This window comes from Pseudomonas sp. B37(2017), from assembly GCF_002112885.1.
Lineage (GTDB): Bacteria > Pseudomonadota > Gammaproteobacteria > Pseudomonadales > Pseudomonadaceae > Aquipseudomonas > Aquipseudomonas paraglycinae.
Genome location: NZ_NEIX01000014.1, coordinates 91,668 through 112,387, shown reverse-complemented (window position 1 = coordinate 112,387; position 20,720 = coordinate 91,668). Strand labels below are relative to the sequence as shown.

Genomic DNA, 20,720 nt, shown 5'->3' with positions numbered 1-20,720 from the left:
AATGCTTTTCCATTCCCCCATGGCCCCAGGCGGCCCACTGTACGAGCGACTACATGCAAGCAAAGGCCCGCGAGGTTCATGTACCACCGGTGTTGCAGGACCTGCGCGCCGGCACGGCCGAACTGCACATTGCTCTGGAAAAACGCCTTCCTTTCTTCTCCGACACCCTTGATCTGCAGGCTTTCGAGCGATTGATGCGCGCCTATTACGGCTTCTATCAGCCACTGGAGGCTGCGTTGCAGGGCAGCGGCGAGATCCCCGCCGATTTCGATCTGGTTTCGCGCCTCAAGGCGCCGACCCTGCAACGCGATCTGCAAGCGTTGGGCGCGAATGGTGGAGCGTTTTCGCTCTGCCGCCAGTTGCCCGCCATCGACTCCGCCGCCGCCTGCCTGGGCGTGCTGTACGTGCTGGAAGGCGCAACCCTCGGCGGACAGATCCTGCGCCGGGAAATCGCCGCACGACTGAGCCTGGACGCGGACAACGGTGCAGCGTTTCTGGACATCTACGGCGCTGCCACCGGCCGGCGCTGGCGCGATTTCATCGAATACCTGGGCAGTCGCCCGATGGACGCCGACGAGCGTGAAGCCGTCGTGGCGGCCGCCCACACTACATTCAGCTGTTTCGAGCGCTGGCTCGAAAGCCAGGAGGTTCTGGTATGACCCCGCAAGACAAAGAAGCCTTTGAAGAGTTGCTGGCCAACTGCGCCGACGAGCCGATCCGCTTTCCCGGCGCGATCCAGCCGCACGGTTTGCTGCTGACCCTGAGCGAGCCGGACCTTTCGATCATCCAGATCAGCGCCAACGTCGAGACCTTGCTCGCGCGACCGGCGCAAGAGCTGATCGGCCAGCCACTGCAAAGCCTGATCGGCGATGCTCATGCCGCGCAGGTTCGCGAGGCCTTGCAGCAACCGGCCTTGTCCGATGCGCCGCCGCTGCACTTTCGCCTCAACGGCACAGCGTTCGAAGGTTTGCTGCACCGGCATCAGGATGTGCTGATCCTGGAACTGGAAATCCACGTCGAGAACTTCCAGCCGCGCAACGTCGCCGGCACTGAAACCCACCTGGGGCGGATGCTCGCGCGCCTGCAAAAGGCCCAGAGCCTGCAAGCGCTGTACGACATCAGCGTCAAGGAAATCCAGGCCATGACCGGTTACGACCGGGTGCTGATCTATCGCTTCGAAGAGGAGGGCCACGGTCAGGTCATCGCCGAAGCGTCCGACCCGTCGATGGAGGTCTTCAACGGCCTGTTTTTCCCGGCCTCCGACATCCCCGAGCAGGCCCGCGAGCTGTACCGCACCAACTGGCTGCGGATCATTCCGAATGCCGACTACCAACCGGTGCCGCTGGTGCCCAAGTTGCGCCCGGACACCCAGACCCCGCTGGACCTGAGCTTCGCGACGCTGCGCAGCGTGTCGCCGATCCACTGCCAGTACATGAAGAACATGGGCGTACTGTCCTCGATGAGCATTTCGCTGCTCAAGGGCGACCGGCTCTGGGGCCTGATCAGTTGCGGCAACCGCCAGCCGCTTCATGTTCCGCACGAGTTGCGCACGGCGTGCCAGACCATCGGCCAGGTGCTGTCGTTGCAGATCAGCGCGATGGAAGCGCTGGAAGTCAGCCGTCAACGCGAGGAAAAGGTCGAGGCGCTGGCGCTGCTCAATCAGGCGATGATCGATTCGCCACAGAACGTCTTCGATGGCCTGGCCAACCAGCCGCAAGTGTTGATGGCGCTGGCCAATGCCGGCGGCATCGCGATCATCGAAGACAAGCAATTGCACCGTTACGGCAACTGCCCGGAGCCGGAAGATATTCGAGCCCTGCACAAATGGCTGCAGGAGCGTGGCGAGCCGGTGTTTGCCAGTCATCACCTGGCCAGCGTCTATCCGCCGGCTGCGCAGTATCAGCAGGTCGCCAGCGGTGTGCTCGCCATGAGCCTGCCAAAACCGGTGGACAACGGCGTGCTGTGGTTCCGCCCCGAAGTCAAAGAGAACATCAACTGGAGCGGCGACCCGCGCAAGCCGCTGGACCTGGAAAACTCCGACGCCGGCCTGCGCCTGCGGCCGCGTACTTCGTTCGAAATCTGGAAGGTCGAGATGGCCGGGATTTCCACCAAGTGGAGCCACGGCGATCTGTTTGCCGCCAATGACCTGCGTCGCTCGGCGCTGGAAAATGACTTGGCCCGCCAGGTGCGCCGTGAACAGGAAGCGGTGCGTGCTCGCGATGAGTTGGTGGCGGTGGTGTCCCACGACCTGCGGAACCCGATGACCGTGATTTCCATGCTGTGCGGCATGATGCAAAAGGCTTTCAGCTCGGACGGGCCGCACACTTCGCGGCGCATCTCGACTGCGATCGACACCATGCAGCAAGCCGCCGGGCGCATGAACACGCTGCTGGAAGACTTGCTCGACACCTCGAAAATCGACGCCGGCCGCTACACCATCGCGCCGCAGAAACTCGATGTCGCGCAGATGTTCGAAGAGGCGCAATCACTGCTCGCACCGCTGGCGCTGGACAAGGACATCAGCATCTCTTTCGAGGCCGATCCCGATCTGAGCATCCATGCCGACCCCGAGCGGCTGTTTCAGGTGCTGTCGAATCTGGTCGGCAACGCGATCAAGTTCACTCCGCGTCTGGGTACGGTCGATGTGTATGCCAAATCGGTTGGTGACGACATCGTCTTCACGGTCCGCGACAGCGGCGAAGGCATTCCCAAGGATCACTTGCCGCATGTGTTCGACCGTTACTGGACGGTGAAGGAAGGCAATCCGAACGGCACCGGGCTGGGCCTGTACATCACGCAAGGCATCGTCGAGGCCCATGGCGGGCGGATCGTTGCCGAGAGTGAGCCGGGGCAGGGCAGTGAGTTCCGCTTCACCGTGCCGCGTCAGGACTGAAAAAGCCGATCAGCATTGGGTGGCCTGCAACATGGCCACCCATTCTGCGGCGAATCGATGGCAATCGCCGGGCCAGCGCGCTGTCAGCAGCTGGCCGTCGCGCACCACAAATCCCGTTTGAAGTTTATTCGCGCCATCACGTTTGGCGATCAGCGGTCCGCGTTTGAAGTCGGCTTTGCTGGCCAGCGCGGTTTTCACTTCCGCTTCGACGGTCTGCTTGTAGGTGCGGTAGTAGCGCCCCAGCCATGCAGCTGTCATCAGCCACGCCGGCAACTCCATGGTTGCAGAGAGCAGTGCCGTGACCTTGCGCCCGAACAACACCGAACGCCCGGTGTCGGGATCGAGCGTGCGCGCCAGCAACAACACGCCATGACACACCGCCGCCACGGGTTTCTCTGCTTTGAAAAATTGCAGGGCGATCTGCTGAGCCTGTGTGGACTCCAGCAGCGTGCACATCCCTTTGGCATGTCCGCCGGGAATCAACAGACCTTCAAATTGGTTCGTGTCGACATCGGCATACGCCAGCGGCTGCCTGAACGCATCGGACTCGATCATCTGCTTGTAACTGTCCAGATCGGCCTTGCGTGTCATCAGCATCGAACTCAACAGGCCGAAGCCGATATCCACCAGCCGTGGATCGGCGTGGGCGGGCAAACCTTGCGGTGTGGCAAAACGTACTTCAATGCCCGCGTTGCGCAGTGCCTGCCAGGGCACGCTGCTTTCGGTGGGGTCGTAATCGGCAGAGGGCAGCAGAATCAAGATCATCGAGGGCAGACTTCCTGGTCAAAAGTGTTTGCATAGCCAGAGCGTAGTGGGTCTGCGCGAGCGGGGGTAATTTCCTTCAATACCGCCCGGTGTGCGCTGGTTACTGTGAGCGCCTTGTTCCTCGATTTGAAGCAGGTGTGCGATGAGTCTGATTGTGTCGATGGCGGCGTTTGCCCTGGCCGCGTCCATTACCCCGGGGCCGGTGAATATCGTGGCGTTGAGCTCGGGGGCGCAGTTCGGCTTTCGCGCCAGTCAACGGCATGTAGCCGGAGCGACGCTGGGGTTTGTGCTGTTATTGGTGTTAATGGGGTTGGGGCTGCATGAAGTGCTGAAACTGTGGCCGTCGCTGACCCGTGTGGTGCAACTGGCCGGGGTGGCGTTTCTGCTGTTCATGGCGTGGAAACTGGCTACCGATGACGGCCGGTTGAATGCAGGCGAATCGGGACGTGCGCCATCGATGCTGTATGGCGCGGTGATGCAATGGCTCAACCCCAAGGCCTGGTTGGCCTGCGTGGCGGGGATGGGCGCGTTTGTCGCCGATGGCGAGGCGCGGCTGGTGTGGCAGTTTGCGGCGGTGTATCTGGTGATCTGTTATCTGTCGGTGGGGTGCTGGGTGTATGCCGGGACGTTTTTGCGTGGTTATCTGCAAAATCCGTCCGGGATGCGCTTGTTCAACCGGGTGATGGCGCTGCTGTTGGCGGTGAGTGCGGGGTATTTGCTGCTGCCCTGATCCGTACTCCGGCAAACGAAGTACGGACCTGAGTTCAATTCATGCGAAATCCCTTAGAAAATGCCGTTGAGCTCCCTGAACACATGGGGTGGCATGGCCGTGAAGCGGTTTTCGCGCAGTTGGCTGATCGAATACAAAGCGCTGGCCGTACGGCCGTTGCCATCGCCGAATCCCTGAAAACCGACCACAGCCCCCAGCACTTGTTTATCGAAGTGCGGATGTTTCGGGTCCAGGTTTTTCAGGTGCTGCTCGAGCAAGGCGAATCCGGTCGGGCTGCTGCCGTACTTGGTCGGTGCGCCGGCGTCGCGCACCCGCCCTACAGCTTCCGGCACAAGTTTGCGATGAATCTCCCTGATCACGTTCGGATCGGTCAGGGAGGCCTTGTTCGCGGTGTATTCGCGCAATACGCCAAGGATGTTTTCGAAGTCGTTGCCGTTGGAGGTCGAGCCTTTCAACATCCAGGCGGTCGCGCGTTGTGAAGGATCGGTGAACCCCTGCGGGTTGAACAGCGAATCGGGCATGACGTCGTTGTAGGGTGGTTTGCCCAGATCCAGTTTCAGAATGTCTTGCTGATAGCCCGTCATGAATCGGGCTTTTTTGCTCTCGAGTTCGTACAGGACTGCCAGCGTTTCGGTGTAACCCTGTGCCGTGCTGCGCGCATCGTTGAGCTGAACGGGGTGACCCTTGATGAACGCTTCCGTCAGTTCTTCCAAAGCCTTGCGACCGATCAGCGACTCCAGATCAACTGCCTGTTTCGACTGGTACGCCGTTTCCTTCACAGCGTTGTTCGCAAGATGGCGCAATTCCGTTTCGGTAGCCCCTTTGGGCAACTTGAAGTGCTTGTCGCTCAAGCGCGTGACGATGTGTTGAGCGGTTTCGATGGCATCGCTTTTCAGCAGCGCCCGAGCATGTGAAATCGTGTCCAGCGACATCCGCGCGTGGGTTGCCGAGCCGGTGTGATCAATCACTTTGAGCAGGTCGTAACTGTTTGCGCCGGTCAGGAACCTGAGTTGCTGCTTGGCCTGATGTGCCAGCGATAGGGCATGTCCACTCAGCTTCGCGACGCCTCGGCCGAGTAATTTGCCTCCGGCCTTGAGCAGTTGCGGCAAGCCCGACAAAGGGTTGAACAGGCTGAGGGCTGCGCTTGCCAGAATCCGCGAGGCCGACAGCAGTTTGCCGGCGATGCTCGCGGCTTTGCTGGCGGCGGCAGCAATTGCCACAGGTGCGGCGAAAATGGTCATCGCCAGTACGGCGGCATCGACAATGCAGTCGAAGATTGCGCCACCGTGTTTCTTCGGATCCCCGGAAGTCAGCCCTTCCACGCAGCTCTTGAAGGGAATGATCAGGTTGAGAATCATATTGAAGATGGCATCGGTCTTTTCAATCGCCTTCTCCCGTACGGTTTGCTGCAGGCCCAGTTGGTGGATTTCCTGCTCGGTGATGTACGGATTTTTTTCGGCGATCATCCGGCTCAGGATTTCCATGCGAGGAGAGCGATAAAGAGGTGTGCCATCGCTGCGCTCGCGGGGCGCTTCCAGCACACCGATCTTGCGCACCTGAATTCTGGATTTGATGCTGGCCCTGGGGGCGACGTTTTGCAGGTAGGCCTGCAGATCAACGGGGGCTTTTTCAAGCTCTTCCTGATCGCTGAATCGAGTGTCGAGCTTGAAGAAGCTTCCGGAAACCAGTGGCTCGAAGAATGCTTCAAGCTCCGGGTTGTACCGACACTCCATCCGGAGCGCAAACAGCTCGAAGCATTTGATGGCGTAACCGAGTTGTACGCAGAGAATGACACCATAACGCCCGGTTTCTCCCGGAATATATCTGGCAGGGCTGACGGCGCCGCGACCGTTGGTTCGTGCCGGCTTGTAGTTCATCTTCTGAACGCAATAGACACCGATCGCCCCGTATTCAATGGACGCTGCATCCTCCGGGAGCACCTGTGAAATGGCGATCTGGATGTTGCGCGCCAGCCCACCGAGAACGGCGTCGAAGTGACTGGAGGTCGCGGTTTCGTAGAGGTCGGCAACGGGAAACAGAAAAGGCAGTTCAGGAAAGGATTTATAGATGCTGGTGCCTTTGAGGCGATCCCAGTCCTTGGTGTGAAGCTCGTCACCCATGTACAGGTCCAGCACCGACACTTTACGGCCCGCGCCACCGCCACTGCCGCGATGTTTGACCAGCAGTTCATCGGGGTCACAATCCCGTTCCTGGGACTTCAATTCTTGCAATGCGAGCTGTATGCGATCGGGCAACGGCCTGGAAAACCGTTCGGCGGCTTCCAGCATCATGGCGATGTATTGATCGTATTCGAGCGTGGCGCGCTCGATCTCTTTTGCGTCGAGATTGCCTTGTGCATCTCGCGTGATGAGGCCGTTCATCCAGGCCCAGGTCACCACCGGATCCACCGAGCCCTCGGCCTGCAAAGCCGCCAGTGGTGCGAGTGATTTCGTCGACTGGCTGAACCCCATCAGATGCTGATAGGTCATTTTGCGGCTGGCGCCGGGAACCAGCGCTTCAACCAGATGCACAGCCTGCGTAGCGATTACCCAGGCCGGCGTCCCCATCTGCAGGCTGGACGGCCAGTCGGTGAAGAGATACTCCGGCGCCATGCCTGCCAGAATCATCTGCGTCACCAGTGGGGCAAGCGAGGGTTCGACGTGAAGGTTCTTGATCAGATGCACTTCCAGGTCTGTTCCAACCTGGGCCGGACGCTGTTTGAAGTAATCTTTGGAATACAGGTCGAAACCGGCGAAGTGGGTGTTGGCAATATCGAGCGCCGGGTCCAGGTCAAGCAGTATCACGGCAACCGCCAGTTGCTCCATGAGTTCAGTCGATTGTTTTTTTGCGGCTGCTTCAGTGAGCCATCCAAGTTTGGCAAGATAGTACTGTCCGTGCCGGGACGCCGCACTTTCGATCAATTGCTGCAGGCGATAGTCCGTGCTGGTTATAGCGACATCGCCCGGCGTGCCTTCAATCTGCACTCGTCTGCCGAGGCCATTGATGATGGCCTCAAAATCCAGCGTGCAACTTTGTATCAGATCAAGAATGATTGCCCGGTTGTTTCCATCAAGGTTGAACGGTGACTCGTCGGGTGCGTCCAGAAGTTGCCAATAGTTTCCGTACTTCGGTGGCTCGGGCAATGTCGAGAAGTTCAACAGGTCGAGCAGGTTGCGGGTGTCTTGTTCGTTGTCCGGAACTTGCAGCCCGTTGAAACGCAGCCACTGGCCGACCGTAACTTCGTCTCCCGTAATGATCCAGCCGCCACTGGAGGCGGCGACCTTGGCCAATAGCGGAAGGTTGTCGTCGAAATCCGCCAGACCCGCGACATCGGCGGTGATCTCCTGCGGAGATACAAACGGGGTAGCGGGCCGGTCGTTGCTGGAGACCATGTTTCGATGGCTGAAGTAGAGCTGGCCATTCTCATTCAGCAGAAAAATCGCGTTTTCCGGAATCTTGCGGCGAGCTCGGACAAAGTGAAAATCGTCGTGGCGCAGAAGTATGGAAAGCGAGATTTTGCCGCTGCGGTGGATTTGGTCGAACGCGCTGTCCTCCACGCACGGAACAAGGATTTCTTTACATTTCCAGCCAAGACGTTCAATGGCGTATTTATCACCAATAAAGTTTGTAATGGTCTGGCTTACTGTCTTCTTCTGAAGTGTGTTTTTGGAGTCGTAAGCATAGTTGTCTATTGGCTTCATGATTCAGAATCCATTCTCTGATAGCGAAATAAATGAAATGTGGTGGTTGTTTATTGATTGTCGTGTTTGTGCGGTAGACAGGTTTTTAGAGTAAGGCGCCAAGGCGAAAAGTTGGCGTGGATTAATGTTCGAAGTGTTTCTTTGTGGTGGCGTGAATGAGAGGGGTGGCTGTTTTTAAAGGCCTGAAGCACTGTTGGCGATAAATATGTATATCTTTCCGGGTATGTAGAATTAAACCGAAACGGCCCATTGCAGGCCGTTTTTGCTTTTACCCCCGATACTGCCCCGGCGTAGCCGCCAGATGCTGCTTGAACGCCCGCTGAAAATGCGCCTGATCGGCAAAGCCGGCTTCCAGTGCCACATCCGCAATCAACTGCCCGCGCCGCAGACACTCTCGGGCAAACTGAATGCGCTGGTTGACCAAAAACGCATGGGGCGTCATGCCGAAGTGTTGTTTGAAGGCGCGGATCAAATAGGACGGTGACAACTCGGCGGCGGCGCAAATGTCGTCGAGGCTGAGCAGGTCGGTGCAATGCTGGCGAATGAAGTCGGCGGCGCGTTCGAGTTTGAAGTTCGGCTCTCGTACAGATTGTTCGATAGGGTTCAGGCGCAGTTGCAGGTCGCTGAAAAACTCCACCGCAGCGCTCTGTTTGCAAAGGACGTCTTGCTGCTCGTCGACCAACACTGCGTACAACGCATTCAAGTCGTGAAACAGGCGGGCGTCATTCAAATGGGTATCGGAAAACCGCCGAAACTCAAGCTCCGCACTGAACCCCAGCTGATGCTGCAAATCTGTCAGCCACGGCGTTTCCACATACAACATCAAATACGACCACGGCTGATCATCGATCGGGTTGCACGCGTGTACGTCCCCCGGGTTCATCAGCACCACGGTGCCGGCCGCCACTTCGAACGAGGATTGCTCATGCACGTAAGTGCTGCGCCCGGCGGTGATCGCGCCGATGGAGAAATGCGCGTGGGAGTGCCGTGAATAGCAGACCTCGCGGCCATCGGCGATGGCCCGCGCCTCGATGAAGGGCAGGGCGTCGTCGCGCCAGAAGCGCGGGGCTTGTTCGGGGTTCTTGGCGGCAGCGTGTTTCATCATTGTGGTTCTCGGCAGGCCAGTGCCCGAGTGTATTAGCTCTGGCCGGCGAAGGCTCGCTCGAGTTCGGCGATGTCGAGTTTTTTCATCCCGAACATGGCCTGCATCGCCCGTTGGACCTTGGTCTGGTCGGGGTCGGTCATCATGTGCATGAAGGCCACCGGCACGATCTGCCACGACACGCCGAACTTGTCCTTGAGCCAGCCGCATTGCTGCGCTTCCACTGGCCCGCCCGAGCTGAGGTTGCCCCAGAAATGGTCGACTTCTTCCTGGTTCTGGCAATTGACCTGAAACGAAATCGCCTCATTGAAATTGAACACCGGCCCGCCATTGAGTCCGGTGAAGGTGTGGCCGTCGAGTTCGAAGCTGACGGTCATCACCGAGCCTTCCGGGCGCCCGTGGAATTCCTGACCGACCTTGCTGTAGTGGGTGAGGGCGGTGATTTTCGAGTGATCGAAGATCGAGCAGTAGAACTTCGCTGCAGCTTCGGCCTGATCGTCGAACCACAGGCACGGTGTCAGCTTTTGAAAGCGTTGCATGGCAGTCATCCTCGGCAGGTTAGACACGCTGGATAACAGCGTAGTCAGTCTGTAGTCGAGCGGTGCTGCCGTAGATCGACAAGTTGGCGAATCTCAGAAATCCCAGCGGGTGGTCAGTTGCATGCTGCGCGGTTCGCCATAGAACCCTGTGCCGAAGTTGCCGAGGCCGGTGTAGTAGGTCTTGTCGAGCAGGTTCTTGATATTGAGCGTGGTGCTCAGGTGTTGGTTGAAACGGTAGCGGGCCATGGCGTCCATCAGGTAGTAGCTGCCCTGGGTGATACGCACGTTACGGCCGCTGCCTGTCGGGTCGGGCTGGAACACGTTGCCGAAGAATTCGCTTTGCCAGCTCACGCCGCCGCCCACGGTGAGGTTTTGCAGGATGCCCGGCAGGCGATAGCTGCTGAATACCCGCACGATCTGTTCGGGCGCGGTGGTTTGCAGGATTGCGCCGTAGACCGGATCGCCATTGGCGTCGCGGGTGTGGTTGAAGGCGTAACCGGCGGAGAGGTTCCAGCCTTCGCGCAGTTCGCCGGCCAGTTCGAACTCGAAGCCTTGGGTGGTTGCGCCCTGCACGGCGCGGTAGACGGACTGGCTGTCGAAGCCGCTGACGTATTCGGCGATGTTGTCCTGCTCGATGCGGAACACCGCGAAACTGGCGTTGAGTCGACCGTCGAAGAACCCGGCTTTCACTCCCGCTTCCAGGCTGTTGCCCTGCACCGGGTCGAGCACGTGGCGCGAGGCGTCCTTGCTGGTTTGCGGCTGATAGATGCGGGTGTAGCTGGAGTACAAAGACCAGGTTTCGTCGAGGTCGTAGACCACGCCGGCGTAGGGTGTGACGACGCCTGTCTGGCGGTAGCCGTCGCGCACATCCGGGGTGTTCGGGTCGCTGTAATCGAGATGGTCGCTGGCGGTGAAATCGCTGACCCGGCCGCCGAGAATCAGCGCCAGATCGTCGGTGGGTTTGAGGCGGGTGGCGAGGTAGGCGCCGGTCTGTCGTTGTTCGATGTGATCACGGCCGACTTGCGGGATGTCCGGTTTGGGATACTCGCCGCGCCAGTCGAAGATGCTGCCGTTCAGTGCCGGGTAGACCGAGCCGTAGACCGGGATGTCCTGGCGGGTGTTCATCGACATGAAACCGGCGATCAACTGGTGCTCGCGGCCGAGCAGGCTGAAGGGGCCGCTGAGGTTGAGGTCGATGTTGTCCTGAACTTCGTCGCCCTTGAATTTGCCCATGTACAGGAACATGCCGTCGCCGCTGACCGGGTCGGGATTGCCGCCGCTGGCGGAGCCGAGCAGGGTGTCGTGCTGGCGGTGTTTGCGGTCGTAGCTGAACTTCAGCGTCCAGTCGTTGGCCAGTTGCCGGTTGAGGGAAGCGAACAGCGTCTGGTTGGTGAAATCGCGGCGGCTCCAGTCGGTGGCCGGGTTGAACGAGCGCGAGAAATTGGTCCGTGAACCGTCGCTGTAGAACATCGGGAAACCGGTCCAGCTGGCGCCGCGCGAGCGGGTGTTCTGCTGATCGAAACCGACGGTCAGCAGGGTGTCCGGAGTGAGGTCGGCTTCGAGGATGCCGTAGGCGATGTCCCGGGTGTTTTGATAATGGTCGGCGTGGGCGCTGCGCTGTTGATGGACGCCGACGAAGCGCCCGCGCAGGTTGCCGCTGTCGGTCAGCGGCCCGGCGATATCGGCTTCGCTGCGGTAGTTGTCCCATGAGCCGACGGTGCCGCTGAGCGAGGCCTTGAATGCCGGGGTCGGACGTTTGCGGATCAGGTTGACCGTAGCCGAAGGGTCGCCGGATCCGGTCATCAACCCGGTGGCGCCCTTGATGATTTCGACCCGGTCGTAGGGCGCCATGTCGGTGCTGGTGGTGCCGTAATCGTAGACGCCGTCGTAGTCGGTGTTGACCCCGTCGTATTGGAAGTTGGTGATCGGCGCGCCCCGGGCGGAGAACTCCCAGCGCTCGCTGTCGTAGTTCTGCACGCTGATGCCGGGGGCGCGGCGCAGGATGTCGGCGATGCCGGTAGCGCCCTGATCGTCGAGTTGTTGGCGGGTGATGACGGTGACCGACTGCGGGGTTTCGCGCAGAGATAGCGGCAGGCCGGTGGCCGATGCGGTCGAGCCGGTGGTGTAGGCGCCGGTGTCTTCGGTGATGGCGCCGAGCTGTCGGCCGGAGACCGTGGTGGTGTCGAGTTCCAATGGATCTTGCCCGGACCGCAGCACGTACCCACCTGCGCTCTGCGCTTGGGCTTGCAGCCCGCTGCCTTGCAACAGGCGTTGCAGGGCTTGTTGTTCGGTGAAGTCGCCAGTCAGGCCGGGGCTGCGCTTGTCGGCGGCGAGGTCGTTGTGGCCGGCGAGAAACACACCACTTTGCTCGGCAAAACGGTTGAGGACGCTGACCAATGGACCGGGCGCGATGTTGTAGCGATGGGTTGCTGCGCGCAGGGCGTCGGCCACGGCATTCGGCGCGCACAGCCCCGGCGTGGCGCACGCCAGGGCCAGGGTGAAACGGGTGCGGGCAAGCGTGGATCGCAGCATGGAGTTCCCGGAGACAGAAGAGGGGCTACTGAGGATCAACCGGACGAGACGGCCAAAAGGGAACCGTGAAATGAAAAATAATCAGCCTCTGGGCCCGACGTTGACCCACCAGCTCAATGCCTTGTCGACACGGATCGGCAACGCCGCCTCGAGCAATCGCAGCGCCTGATCGGTGTCCTTGAGCGGGAACGACCCCATCACCGGCAACCGCGCAACGCCCGGATCGCAATGCAGATGCCCCGGTCGATAGCGGCTGAGTTCTTCGATCAGGTCGCCCAGCGGCAGGTTGTCCGCCAGCAGCAAGCCCTGACGCCAGGCTTCGCGGGATGGACTGGCCGGGGTTGTGGCGTGCAGTTGCTCAGCGTTGAACGCCAGTTGCCGACCGGCCTGCACCACTTCGATCTGATCGTTGTGATTGCGCACTTCCACCGCACCTTCGAACACGTTGAGCACGGTTTGCTGATAGTCGTGACGCACGCTGAATCGCGTGCCGAGGGCGCGCATCCGGCCATGCACGGTGTCCACCAGAAACGCGCGGCCCGGATCTTTCGCGGTGTCGATCAGCACTTCACCGGCGCGCAATTGCAGCCGCCGTTGCGTGGCATCGAAACGAACGTTGAGGGCACTGAGGGCGTTGAGCCAGATCCGGCTGCCGTCGGCGAGCGTGGTTTCGCGGGTCTCCCCGGTGCCGGTGGACAGGTCGGCGCTCAGGCGTTCGAAGGTGCCCGGCAACGGCGTGCCGCGCCATGCGGCCCAGCCGCTGAGGCCGGTGGCCGCAAGTATCAGCAAACCCTTGAGCGACTGACGACGGCTGATCGAGGCGCGCGGGCTGCTGCGCAAAGTGTGGCTGACGGCATGGGCCTCGTTCTCGCCCTGCAACGGCGCGAAACGCTGGCCGACCCGTTCCACGTAGCGCCACGCTTCCTGATGCTCGGCACTTTGCGCCAGCCAGGCTTGCCAGCGCTGGCGTTCGTGGTCGGCGACGTGTTCGTCGTGCAGTTGCACGTACCACTGCGCGGCCTGTTCGAGGCTGGCGTGACTGAGTCGGTTCATGACCTTACTCAATCAACAGACCGTCGAGTTCGGCCTCGAGGATCGCGCAATGCATCATCGCCTGGGCCAGGTATTTCTTGATCATTCGCTCGCTGACGCCGATCTGTTCGGCGATCAGCCGGTAAGGCATGTCGTGCAGTTGCGCGAGGATGAACGCCTCGCTGACCCGTTGCGGCAGGCGCGCGAGCATGGCGTCCACTTCGTGCAGGGTCTCGACGATGATCGCCTGTTGTTCCGGCGACGGTTGCAGGGCCGGCGGGCGGTTGGCCAGGGTTTCCAGCCAGGTCTGTTCCAGTTGACGGCGGCGCCAGTGATCGACGCACAGACCGCGGGCGATGGTTGCCAGGTGCGAGCGCTCGTGGACTTCGCCGTTGAACGCCTGCGGACGCTTGAGCACGCGGATAAACGTGTCATGGGCCAGATCGGCAGCATCTATCGCGTTGCTCAGCCGTCGACGCAATAGCTCGTGCAGCCAGCGGTGATGGCTGACGTAGAGGTTTTGCACGAGAGAGGTGTCGGCGACCGTCATTCTGAGCAAGCGTCCAGGGCGACCGTTGTCAGCGGTCCAAATAAGAATGGGTCGCGATTAAAGCAAATGGGTCGAAGCTGCGCAAATGATATTGGTTTGCTTTTGGGAGGGTTGCCGGGTGTGGAAGCTGATTTGTAGTCTGTTTGACTTCTTGGTTAGTCGTTATGACTAATTCGGTGTGAGGTCTGATTGACTACGTCATTCTCAAACTGCTGATTCTGTTGGGTTAAAAATCTGGCACGAGAGTTGATACATCCAGCGTACCCACTGAACCGATCAGGAGTACGCCACCATGTTCGCTTTCTTCGAAAGTCCGCTGAACGTTCTGCACCTGTCGAGCAAGATCCTCGTCGCCGGTCTGATGATGCTGCTGGCCGGGATCTACGGCGCTTATCTGTATCAGGGCCACATGCCGATTGCGCTGTTGGTAGCGATGCATGCGATGACCATCATCGGCCCGACCCTGCTGAAAATCGGCTACGTGATGCGGCTTCTGTCTCAATATCGGCTGGGCCAGCATCACGCCGCCGTGGTGGCTTGACCATGCGCAGACTCGCCGATGCACCGCTGTTCAGCCTGGGCTTCCGGCCGTTGTTTCTGGCCGGGGCCGGATTCGCCGCGCTGGCGATTTTGATCTGGGGCCTGTGGCTTTACGGCCATTGGTTCGATCTGCAACCGGCGGGCGGCATGCTCGCCTGGCATCGGCATGAAATGCCCTTCGGTTTCGCGGCGGCGATCGTTGCCGGGTTTCTGCTGACGGCGGTGCCCAACTGGACCGGCATTCCCGGCGTGCGCGGCGGGGCGCTGATCGCGTTGGTGTCGGTCTGGCTGCTCGGGCGTGGGGCCTGGTGGCTGCCGTTGCCGACCGGACTGATTCTGGCGCTGCAATGGGGGTTTCTACCGCTGCTGGCAGTGATGCTGGGACGGGATCTGGTCGCAGCGCGCAAACGCGATAACTACCCGATTGTGCTGGTACTTGGGTTGATGGCGGGTTGTCAGGCGCTGACTTTGATTGGCCTGTACAACGACGACGTTGGCCTGCAACGCCAGGGTGTGTTGGGCGCGTTGTGGCTGATGGCGGCGCTGATGACCGTGATTGGCGGGCGGGTGATTCCGTTCTTTATTCAGCGCGGCTTGAACCGTCCACCGGCGCCGGCCGCCAATCCACGGCCAACCCGTTTGCTGTTGATCGGAAGCCTGCTGACCGCTGTCACTTTTGCGGCAGGCCTCAATGATTCACCCCGGCTATGGCTGGCGGGCCTGTTTGTGCTGACCGGCAGTTTGCAGTTGATGCGGCTTATCCGCTGGCATGATCGCGGGATGTGGCGGGTGCCGCTGCTGTGGTCGCTGTACCTGGCTTACGGCTGGATGGCGCTGGCAACCTGGGCCATGTCGCTGTGGCATCTGGGCTTGATCGGCCAGCAAAGCCTGGCGACCCATGCACTGGCGGTCGGCGGGGTGGGCGGGTTGATTCTGGCGATGATTGCGCGGGTCAGTCTCGGTCACACCGGCCGGTTGTTGCAGCCCTCGAAAGGCATGGTGCTGGGCTTTGCGCTGGTGCTGATTGCGGCGGGTTGCCGGGTGTTGCTGGTGCCGTTTTCCAGTCTGGGGCTGGGGCTGTCGGTGGTGCTCTGGTGCGCGGGGTTCGCGCTGTTTTTGCGGCATTACACCGGGATTCTGCTTCAGCCGAGGCTCTAAGCGTTTTAAGCGCGACGCTCGGCAATCATCAACAACGACTGCGGCACCGGGCTTTGCGGATGCTGCGGTTCGCGCAGGCCGGTCAACTGCAGGCCGGCCATGTCCAGCGCATTCAGCCAGCTGGACAGGGTGCGGAAATACCATGGCATCGGCGACCACTCGCCCTGGAATCCGTCGAAGGTTTCTTCCCGCCAGCCATCCTGATAATCACCGGCGGCTACGGACCACGGATGCAGCGTCTGGATCACCAGCGCACCGCCCGGTACGAGCAGGGCATTCATCGCCGCGAGCAGCGGAATGATGTCCTGATGCAGCAGGGAAAAATTGGCGCAGATCAGATCGTAGTCGCGGCCAATGTCGACCTGCGCCTCAACCAAATCTTCGTAACTGGCGACATGCACGGGCGATGAACCGGCCACCCGCGCGGCCCCGACCAGCGTCGCATCGCCGTCCACGCCGACTATCTCGAATCCTCGCTCGGCCAGTGCCCGCAACAGCCAGCCTTCGCCGCATCCCAGATCGAGCACGCGCTCCGGCTGACGCCCCATCACCGCCAGCAGAATGGCCTGATCGGTGACCTGCCGGCGGCTCTCGATGGCGCCGCTGCGCACGGCTTCGGTCCAGGCCCGGGCGTTGTGGTGCCAGCTCTGGAGGAGGGTGGATTCAGGCGAGGACATGACGGACTCCGGGATCGCGGGTTGCAGGCAAGGATAGGTCAGGTGTAGTCGGCCAGTTGAATCCGGTTGCGACCGCCGCGCTTGGATTCGTAGAGCGCGCTGTCGCCCTGTTCGATCAACGCCGCGAGGCTGGCCGGCGGCTGATCGAACACCTTGGCGCCGATGCTCAGGGTGACCGCTTGCGGAGTGGTATAGGTCTGGGAAGTCATCTGCTGAAACTGCTCACGCAGCGCACTGCCCAGCACCATGATCTGAGCGTGGGACGCATCGCCCAGCAGCATCACGAATTCGTCACCGCCCAGCCGTGCCGCCAGCGCGCCGTTGGGCAGCACCGCGCGGATAATTTCGCTGAGGGCGATGAGCAACCGGTCGCCGGCGGTGTGGCCGTACAGGTCGTTGATCAGTTTGAAGTTGTCGATGTCGATCAGCAGCAGGGCGCCGGGCCGGGCGCTGGAGACTTCATCGAGCAGGCGCGGTGCGCGGACTTCCAGGGCGCGACGGTTGTACAGCGCGGTCAGCGGGTCCCGGGCGGCGAGTTCGGCGATCTGTTTTTCCCGGCGATAGCGCTCGGTGCCGGTCATTGACAGCGCGATCAGCATGATCGCCATCGCGCCTTCGACCAGGGAAACCTGAATGATTTCGCCGCGCAGCGACGCCAGATCGATCAGCGTGCCGGGAATCACCGCGATGATCGCCTTGGTGAAATAGAACGCGCCGTGGATCAGCAGCACGTAACGCAACTGCACCGCGCCGACGCTCAACGATTTGCCGTGAGGGCGCAGCAACAGGCTGGCCCGCAGCATCAACGCGGCCACCAGCAGCGAGTTGGCCATCAGCATGATCTTCGACCACGACGGATCTTCCGGTAGCAGCAGCAACGCCAGCCAGAGCAGGAACATCAAGTACCAGGCCCGCGACAACCGCTGCTGGGTAAATCGCGCGACCCCCAGCAGAAACAGCCAGTGCGCAACTACCAGCAAGCCGTTGGCGAACCAGATGCCGATCAGCGGATAGCCATTGGCGCGCAACAGGGCCAGGCTCGAGCCGACGGTGATGGTGGCGAAACCGGCGCTCCAGAACAGCAGGGAAGGTTCGCGGATGCTGCGCCATTCGACCGCCAGATACAGGGCGGCCGCCGCGGCCAGGGCGGTGGAAATGGTGAGCATCGTGAGAGGATCGAGCGCCATGAAAGAACGGTTCTGCCTGAATAGTATTAATGGGCCACGATTGTAAGCGTTCCCCCAGTGGGCTGCTATTTTCACTCACCGGATATTCCATTTTCAGACGAGGTGTCCCATGGACCGATTGACCGGCGGTTGTCTGTGCGGCGAGGTGCGGATCGAGGCGTCAGGGCGACCCTACAGGGTTGGCGTTTGCCACTGTCTGGATTGCCGCAAACACCATGGCGCGCTGTTTGCCGCGTCGGCGATCTTTCCCGAGGACGTGGTGACGATTACCGGCAAGACCCATGACTATGCGGGGCGACATTTCTGTCCGCGCTGTGGCTCGTCGGTGTTTGGCCGCAGTGGCGATGAAGTCGAGGTCAACCTAGGGGCGCTGGATACACCGGATCAATTTCAGCCCACCTATGAGCTGTGGACGGTGCGTCGGGAGTCGTGGCTGCCGGCCTTTCCTTTGGTCCGGCACTACGTACGTGATCGCGAGGGAACGGGGAGAACCGAAGAATAGCCGGGGTCAGGCAGGACACCTGACCCCGACTAATATCAGCCGCGAATGAACGCCAGCAGATCTGCGTTGATCGTCGGCGCCTCGGTGGTCGGCATCCCGTGGGGGAAGCCCGGATAAATCTTCAGCGTGCTGTTTTTCAGCAGCTTCGCCGACAGCACGCCGGCGTTTTCATAGGGCACGATCTGGTCATCATCGCCGTGCATCACCAGCACCGGGATCGAGATGCTTTTCAGGTCGGCGGTGAAGTCGGTCTGCGAGAAGGCGACGATGCCGTCGTAGTGGGCCTTGGCGCCGCCCATCATGCCCTGGCGCCACCAGTTCAGAACCACCGCTTCCGAAGGCTTGGCCCCGGGCCGGTTGTAGCCGTAGAACGGGCCGGCCGGCACATCGTGATAGAACTGCGAGCGATTGGCCGCCAGTTGCGCCTGAAGATCGTCGAACACCGATTTCGGCAAACCGCCGGGGCTGCTGTCGGTTTTCACCATCAACGGTGGCACGGCGCTGATGATCGCGGCTTTGGAGACCCGATCCTCGCCATGCCGGGCGATGTAGTGAATCACCTCGCCGCCACCGGTGGAGTGACCGACATGCACGGCTTTCTGCGTCCCCAGATGGTTGACCACCGCCGCCACATCGTCGGCGTAATGATCCATGTCGTGGCCGTCCCAGACCTGGCTCGAACGCCCGTGCCCCCGTCGATCATGGGCCACGACCCGGAAGCCCTGGGCGAGGAAGAACAGCATCTGTGCATCCCAGTCGTCCGCGCTGAGCGGCCAGCCGTGGTGGAAGTGAATCACCGGGGCGTCTTTCGGGCCCCAGTCCTTATAGAAGATTTCGACGCCGTCTTTCGTTGTGACATATCCCATGTTCGCGACTCCTGGAAAATGCGGAACGTGACCCCGAAGGGAGTGATGACAAGCGTTATCAACTCTAGGATTGAAGTGCACTTCAAGGTCAAGCAAGTTCCGAACGGTCATCGCTGGCGTGAATGATGGGCCATAGCCGTTGTACGCTTGACCTTAAAGTTTGGTTGAACCTTAGAGTCTTGCTCACCGGCCATCCGCCGGGTCAATCAGCGAGAAGGTCAGCGAACATGAACAAGCGCTTTACGAAGGTGGAATTCGGAACGCACAAGGTCGAAGTGCTGGAGGGCGGCTACTACGACCGATTCCGGATGAACCCCAACCTCGACGAAGTGGCCCGGGACAAGGCAGCCGGCAACATCGACTTCTTCCGGCGCATTCCCAAGCAGCAGGTCGCGTCGAGAGTCGGGCCGACCTGGGCGCCGAACTTCTATTACCGTTCCGGCAGCGTGCAGTTGCTGTTCCTGGCGCCGCTGGACCGACTGCGCGCCACCTTGCCTGCGCCGCTTGAACCGCTGCGGGCGTTTCCCGGCTACGGCCTGGTGGCGCTGACGTTTTTCTCCTATTCGGTTTGCGACAACGACCCGTACGACGAAGTCTCCGTGGCGATTGTCGTGCGTCGCCCCGGCGCCCGTGGCTCCCACGCGCGAGAACTGATGGACGCCATGCGCCGACGCAGTTTCACCGCCCATGTGCTGGCGCTGCCGGTGAACACCGAAATCGCCCGGGTGCGCGGCGTGCACGGCTATCAATTGCCCAAGTGGCGCGCCGACATCAACGTGAACATCGGCACCAGCGTCAGCGCCCGCATCGACGGGCCCAAGGGCTTGCCGGACCTGGTGCTGAAAGCGCCGCTGCCGACCCTGAAGAACGTCACGCCGCAATCGCGCATGAGCACCGCCACCATGATTCATCAGGTCGATGGCCTGTGGCACCAGAGCGTGGTGCAGAGCAACACACTATCCTTTGCCCAACGCCTGTTTCCGCGCGATGTGCAGCTGGATCGCAACGGCGGCCCGCTGAGCCAGTTGCTCGATGGCCTCGGGGCTACGCGGATCCTGCGGCTGGACGTGATCAAGGACGCGCAGATCGTGCTGAACCTGCCGGTGCCGCTGACGGCGTTCGGTCAGGCCGGTGTTACCCAGAGAGAGGCTGCCAAATGACCCGTCGTATCCTGCATATCGTGACCAATGTCGCCCACTATGCCGATCCGACCGAACCCACCGGGCTGTGGCTGGGGGAGTTGACCCATGCCTGGCAGGTGTTCGCGGGAAAAGGCTTTGAGCAGCAACTTGTCAGCCCAAAGGGCGGGCAAAGTCCGTTGGAGCCACGGGCGCTGAAGTGGCCGATGCTCGACCGCTCGGCGAAGGACTGGCTGAACGATCCGGCGAGCATGGCGCTGCTGGCGAACACCGCCAGCCCGGAGCAGATCGACAGCGCGGATTTCGACGCCATCTACTTCACCGGCGGGCACGCGGTGATGTGGGACTTTCCCGATGACCCCGGCCTGCAACGGCTGACCCGGGAGATCTTCGAGCGCGGCGGGATCGTTTCGTCGGTCTGCCATGGTTATTGCGGGTTGCTCAACACGCGGCTATCGGACGGCAGCCTGCTGGTGGCGGGGCGCAAGGTCACCGGTTATTCGTGGATGGAAGAAGTGCTGGCCGGTGTCGCGAAAAAAGTACCGTACGACTCGGAGCAACAGATGAAGGATCGCGGGGCACGCTACGAAAAGGCGTTTCTGCCGTTCACGTCGAATGTGGTGACCGACGGCAAACTGGTGACCGGGCAGAACCCACAATCGGCCAAGGCCACGGCGCAACGTGTTGCCGCGATGCTGTAGATCCATGACCGGTGGTCGCAGCGGCTGGTCGTCGGGTCAAAATGCGCTTAGCTGAAAGGGATAAGCCGAGGCGCGCGCGGCCATCGAGAGCCGTAGCAGCGCCCTT

The 20,720-nt window shown here is 61.1% G+C and carries 18 protein-coding genes; 8 read left to right on the top strand and 10 right to left on the bottom strand.

Going from position 1 to position 20,720, the window contains the following annotated elements:
* The first annotated feature begins 53 nt into the window (after positions 1–53).
* Together CAF90_RS26310 and CAF90_RS26305 are read left to right on the top strand one after the other, a co-directional pair.
* Entirely contained in the window at positions 54–659 is a 606-nt protein-coding gene (locus tag CAF90_RS26310) for a biliverdin-producing heme oxygenase (protein WP_085608986.1), read from the top strand.
* Positions 656–2,893, top strand: a complete 2,238-nt coding sequence (locus tag CAF90_RS26305; protein WP_085608985.1) for an ATP-binding protein — start codon at positions 656–658, stop codon at positions 2,891–2,893. The genes CAF90_RS26310 and CAF90_RS26305 overlap by 4 nt, the downstream gene beginning before the upstream one ends.
* 9 nt (positions 2,894–2,902) lie before the next feature.
* Here CAF90_RS26305 and CAF90_RS26300 read toward each other — a convergent pair whose 3' ends face one another.
* Complete coding sequence (locus CAF90_RS26300; RefSeq protein WP_085608984.1) at positions 2,903–3,658, bottom strand: type 1 glutamine amidotransferase domain-containing protein; 756 nt, start codon at positions 3,656–3,658, stop codon at positions 2,903–2,905.
* A gap of 142 nt (positions 3,659–3,800) precedes the next feature.
* Between CAF90_RS26300 and CAF90_RS26295 the strand changes: the two genes are divergently transcribed.
* Positions 3,801–4,388: a LysE family translocator gene (locus CAF90_RS26295; RefSeq protein ID WP_085608983.1), complete on the top strand. Its 588-nt coding sequence runs from the start codon at positions 3,801–3,803 to the stop codon at positions 4,386–4,388.
* Between the two features lie 53 nt (positions 4,389–4,441).
* Here CAF90_RS26295 and CAF90_RS26290 read toward each other — a convergent pair whose 3' ends face one another.
* The 6 genes from CAF90_RS26290 to CAF90_RS26265 form a co-directional block, all read right to left on the bottom strand.
* Complete coding sequence (locus CAF90_RS26290; RefSeq protein WP_085608982.1) at positions 4,442–8,089, bottom strand: hypothetical protein; 3,648 nt, start codon at positions 8,087–8,089, stop codon at positions 4,442–4,444.
* Between the two features lie 268 nt (positions 8,090–8,357).
* A complete protein-coding gene (locus CAF90_RS26285; RefSeq protein WP_085609003.1) occupies positions 8,358–9,191 on the bottom strand; it encodes an AraC family transcriptional regulator in 834 nt (277 codons plus the stop codon).
* Between the two features lie 35 nt (positions 9,192–9,226).
* Positions 9,227–9,730 carry a VOC family protein gene (locus CAF90_RS26280; protein ID WP_085608981.1) on the bottom strand — a complete coding sequence of 168 codons (504 nt, stop codon included), beginning with the start codon at positions 9,728–9,730 and terminating at the stop codon, positions 9,227–9,229.
* Between the two features lie 93 nt (positions 9,731–9,823).
* Positions 9,824–12,262: a TonB-dependent siderophore receptor gene (locus CAF90_RS26275; protein ID WP_085608980.1), complete on the bottom strand. Its 2,439-nt coding sequence runs from the start codon at positions 12,260–12,262 to the stop codon at positions 9,824–9,826.
* An 81-nt stretch (positions 12,263–12,343) separates the two neighbouring features.
* The gene (locus tag CAF90_RS26270) at positions 12,344–13,315 is read right to left on the bottom strand and encodes a FecR domain-containing protein (RefSeq protein WP_085608979.1); all 972 of its coding nucleotides are present in this window, start codon (positions 13,313–13,315) and stop codon (positions 12,344–12,346) included.
* 4 nt (positions 13,316–13,319) lie between these two features.
* Positions 13,320–13,844, bottom strand: a complete 525-nt coding sequence (locus tag CAF90_RS26265; protein WP_085608978.1) for a sigma-70 family RNA polymerase sigma factor — start codon at positions 13,842–13,844, stop codon at positions 13,320–13,322.
* A 292-nt stretch (positions 13,845–14,136) separates the two neighbouring features.
* On the opposite strand from CAF90_RS26265, the gene CAF90_RS26260 reads away from it, so the two are divergent.
* Both CAF90_RS26260 and CAF90_RS26255 read left to right on the top strand, forming a co-directional pair.
* Positions 14,137–14,385, top strand: a complete 249-nt coding sequence (locus tag CAF90_RS26260; protein WP_085608977.1) for a transmembrane sensor/regulator PpyR — start codon at positions 14,137–14,139, stop codon at positions 14,383–14,385.
* Positions 14,386–14,387: 2 nt separating this feature from the next.
* Positions 14,388–15,542 (top strand): NnrS family protein, encoded by a 1,155-nt coding sequence (locus CAF90_RS26255; protein ID WP_085608976.1) that lies wholly within the window; start codon positions 14,388–14,390, stop codon positions 15,540–15,542.
* A gap of 5 nt (positions 15,543–15,547) precedes the next feature.
* On the opposite strand, the gene CAF90_RS26250 is transcribed toward CAF90_RS26255, so the two are convergent.
* Both CAF90_RS26250 and CAF90_RS26245 read right to left on the bottom strand, forming a co-directional pair.
* A complete protein-coding gene (locus CAF90_RS26250; RefSeq protein ID WP_085608975.1) occupies positions 15,548–16,219 on the bottom strand; it encodes a bifunctional 2-polyprenyl-6-hydroxyphenol methylase/3-demethylubiquinol 3-O-methyltransferase UbiG in 672 nt (223 codons plus the stop codon).
* A 38-nt stretch (positions 16,220–16,257) separates the two neighbouring features.
* Positions 16,258–17,406: a GGDEF domain-containing protein gene (locus CAF90_RS26245; RefSeq protein ID WP_085608974.1), complete on the bottom strand. Its 1,149-nt coding sequence runs from the start codon at positions 17,404–17,406 to the stop codon at positions 16,258–16,260.
* Positions 17,407–17,515: 109 nt separating this feature from the next.
* Between CAF90_RS26245 and CAF90_RS26240 the strand changes: the two genes are divergently transcribed.
* Positions 17,516–17,908: a GFA family protein gene (locus CAF90_RS26240; RefSeq protein WP_085608973.1), complete on the top strand. Its 393-nt coding sequence runs from the start codon at positions 17,516–17,518 to the stop codon at positions 17,906–17,908.
* Between the two features lie 35 nt (positions 17,909–17,943).
* Here the strand turns inward: CAF90_RS26240 and CAF90_RS26235 are convergent, their stop codons facing one another.
* Entirely contained in the window at positions 17,944–18,774 is an 831-nt protein-coding gene (locus CAF90_RS26235; RefSeq protein WP_085608972.1) for an alpha/beta fold hydrolase, read from the bottom strand.
* 227 nt (positions 18,775–19,001) lie between these two features.
* On the opposite strand from CAF90_RS26235, the gene CAF90_RS26230 reads away from it, so the two are divergent.
* Together CAF90_RS26230 and CAF90_RS26225 are read left to right on the top strand one after the other, a co-directional pair.
* Positions 19,002–19,934: an acetoacetate decarboxylase gene (locus CAF90_RS26230; RefSeq protein WP_085608971.1), complete on the top strand. Its 933-nt coding sequence runs from the start codon at positions 19,002–19,004 to the stop codon at positions 19,932–19,934.
* Complete coding sequence (locus CAF90_RS26225; protein ID WP_085608970.1) at positions 19,931–20,614, top strand: type 1 glutamine amidotransferase domain-containing protein; 684 nt, start codon at positions 19,931–19,933, stop codon at positions 20,612–20,614. Before CAF90_RS26230 ends, CAF90_RS26225 begins: the two co-directional genes overlap by 4 nt.
* Positions 20,615–20,720: the final 106 nt, after the last annotated feature.

Bases quoted from the DNA above. Each gene is read 5' to 3' on its own strand.
- CAF90_RS26310 (WP_085608986.1), top strand. From the start codon at position 54: ATGCAAGCAAAGGCCCGCGAGGTTCATGTACCACCGGTGTTGCAGGAC.
- CAF90_RS26305 (WP_085608985.1), top strand. From the start codon at position 656: ATGACCCCGCAAGACAAAGAAGCCTTTGAAGAGTTGCTGGCCAACTGC.
- CAF90_RS26300 (WP_085608984.1), bottom strand. From the start codon at position 3,658: ATGATCTTGATTCTGCTGCCCTCTGCCGATTACGACCCCACCGAAAGC.
- CAF90_RS26295 (WP_085608983.1), top strand. From the start codon at position 3,801: ATGAGTCTGATTGTGTCGATGGCGGCGTTTGCCCTGGCCGCGTCCATT.
- CAF90_RS26290 (WP_085608982.1), bottom strand. From the start codon at position 8,089: ATGAAGCCAATAGACAACTATGCTTACGACTCCAAAAACACACTTCAG.
- CAF90_RS26285 (WP_085609003.1), bottom strand. From the start codon at position 9,191: ATGAAACACGCTGCCGCCAAGAACCCCGAACAAGCCCCGCGCTTCTGG.
- CAF90_RS26280 (WP_085608981.1), bottom strand. From the start codon at position 9,730: ATGCAACGCTTTCAAAAGCTGACACCGTGCCTGTGGTTCGACGATCAG.
- CAF90_RS26275 (WP_085608980.1), bottom strand. From the start codon at position 12,262: ATGCTGCGATCCACGCTTGCCCGCACCCGTTTCACCCTGGCCCTGGCG.
- CAF90_RS26270 (WP_085608979.1), bottom strand. From the start codon at position 13,315: ATGAACCGACTCAGTCACGCCAGCCTCGAACAGGCCGCGCAGTGGTAC.
- CAF90_RS26265 (WP_085608978.1), bottom strand. From the start codon at position 13,844: ATGACGGTCGCCGACACCTCTCTCGTGCAAAACCTCTACGTCAGCCAT.
- CAF90_RS26260 (WP_085608977.1), top strand. From the start codon at position 14,137: ATGTTCGCTTTCTTCGAAAGTCCGCTGAACGTTCTGCACCTGTCGAGC.
- CAF90_RS26255 (WP_085608976.1), top strand. From the start codon at position 14,388: ATGCGCAGACTCGCCGATGCACCGCTGTTCAGCCTGGGCTTCCGGCCG.
- CAF90_RS26250 (WP_085608975.1), bottom strand. From the start codon at position 16,219: ATGTCCTCGCCTGAATCCACCCTCCTCCAGAGCTGGCACCACAACGCC.
- CAF90_RS26245 (WP_085608974.1), bottom strand. From the start codon at position 17,406: ATGGCGCTCGATCCTCTCACGATGCTCACCATTTCCACCGCCCTGGCC.
- CAF90_RS26240 (WP_085608973.1), top strand. From the start codon at position 17,516: ATGGACCGATTGACCGGCGGTTGTCTGTGCGGCGAGGTGCGGATCGAG.
- CAF90_RS26235 (WP_085608972.1), bottom strand. From the start codon at position 18,774: ATGGGATATGTCACAACGAAAGACGGCGTCGAAATCTTCTATAAGGAC.
- CAF90_RS26230 (WP_085608971.1), top strand. From the start codon at position 19,002: ATGAACAAGCGCTTTACGAAGGTGGAATTCGGAACGCACAAGGTCGAA.
- CAF90_RS26225 (WP_085608970.1), top strand. From the start codon at position 19,931: ATGACCCGTCGTATCCTGCATATCGTGACCAATGTCGCCCACTATGCC.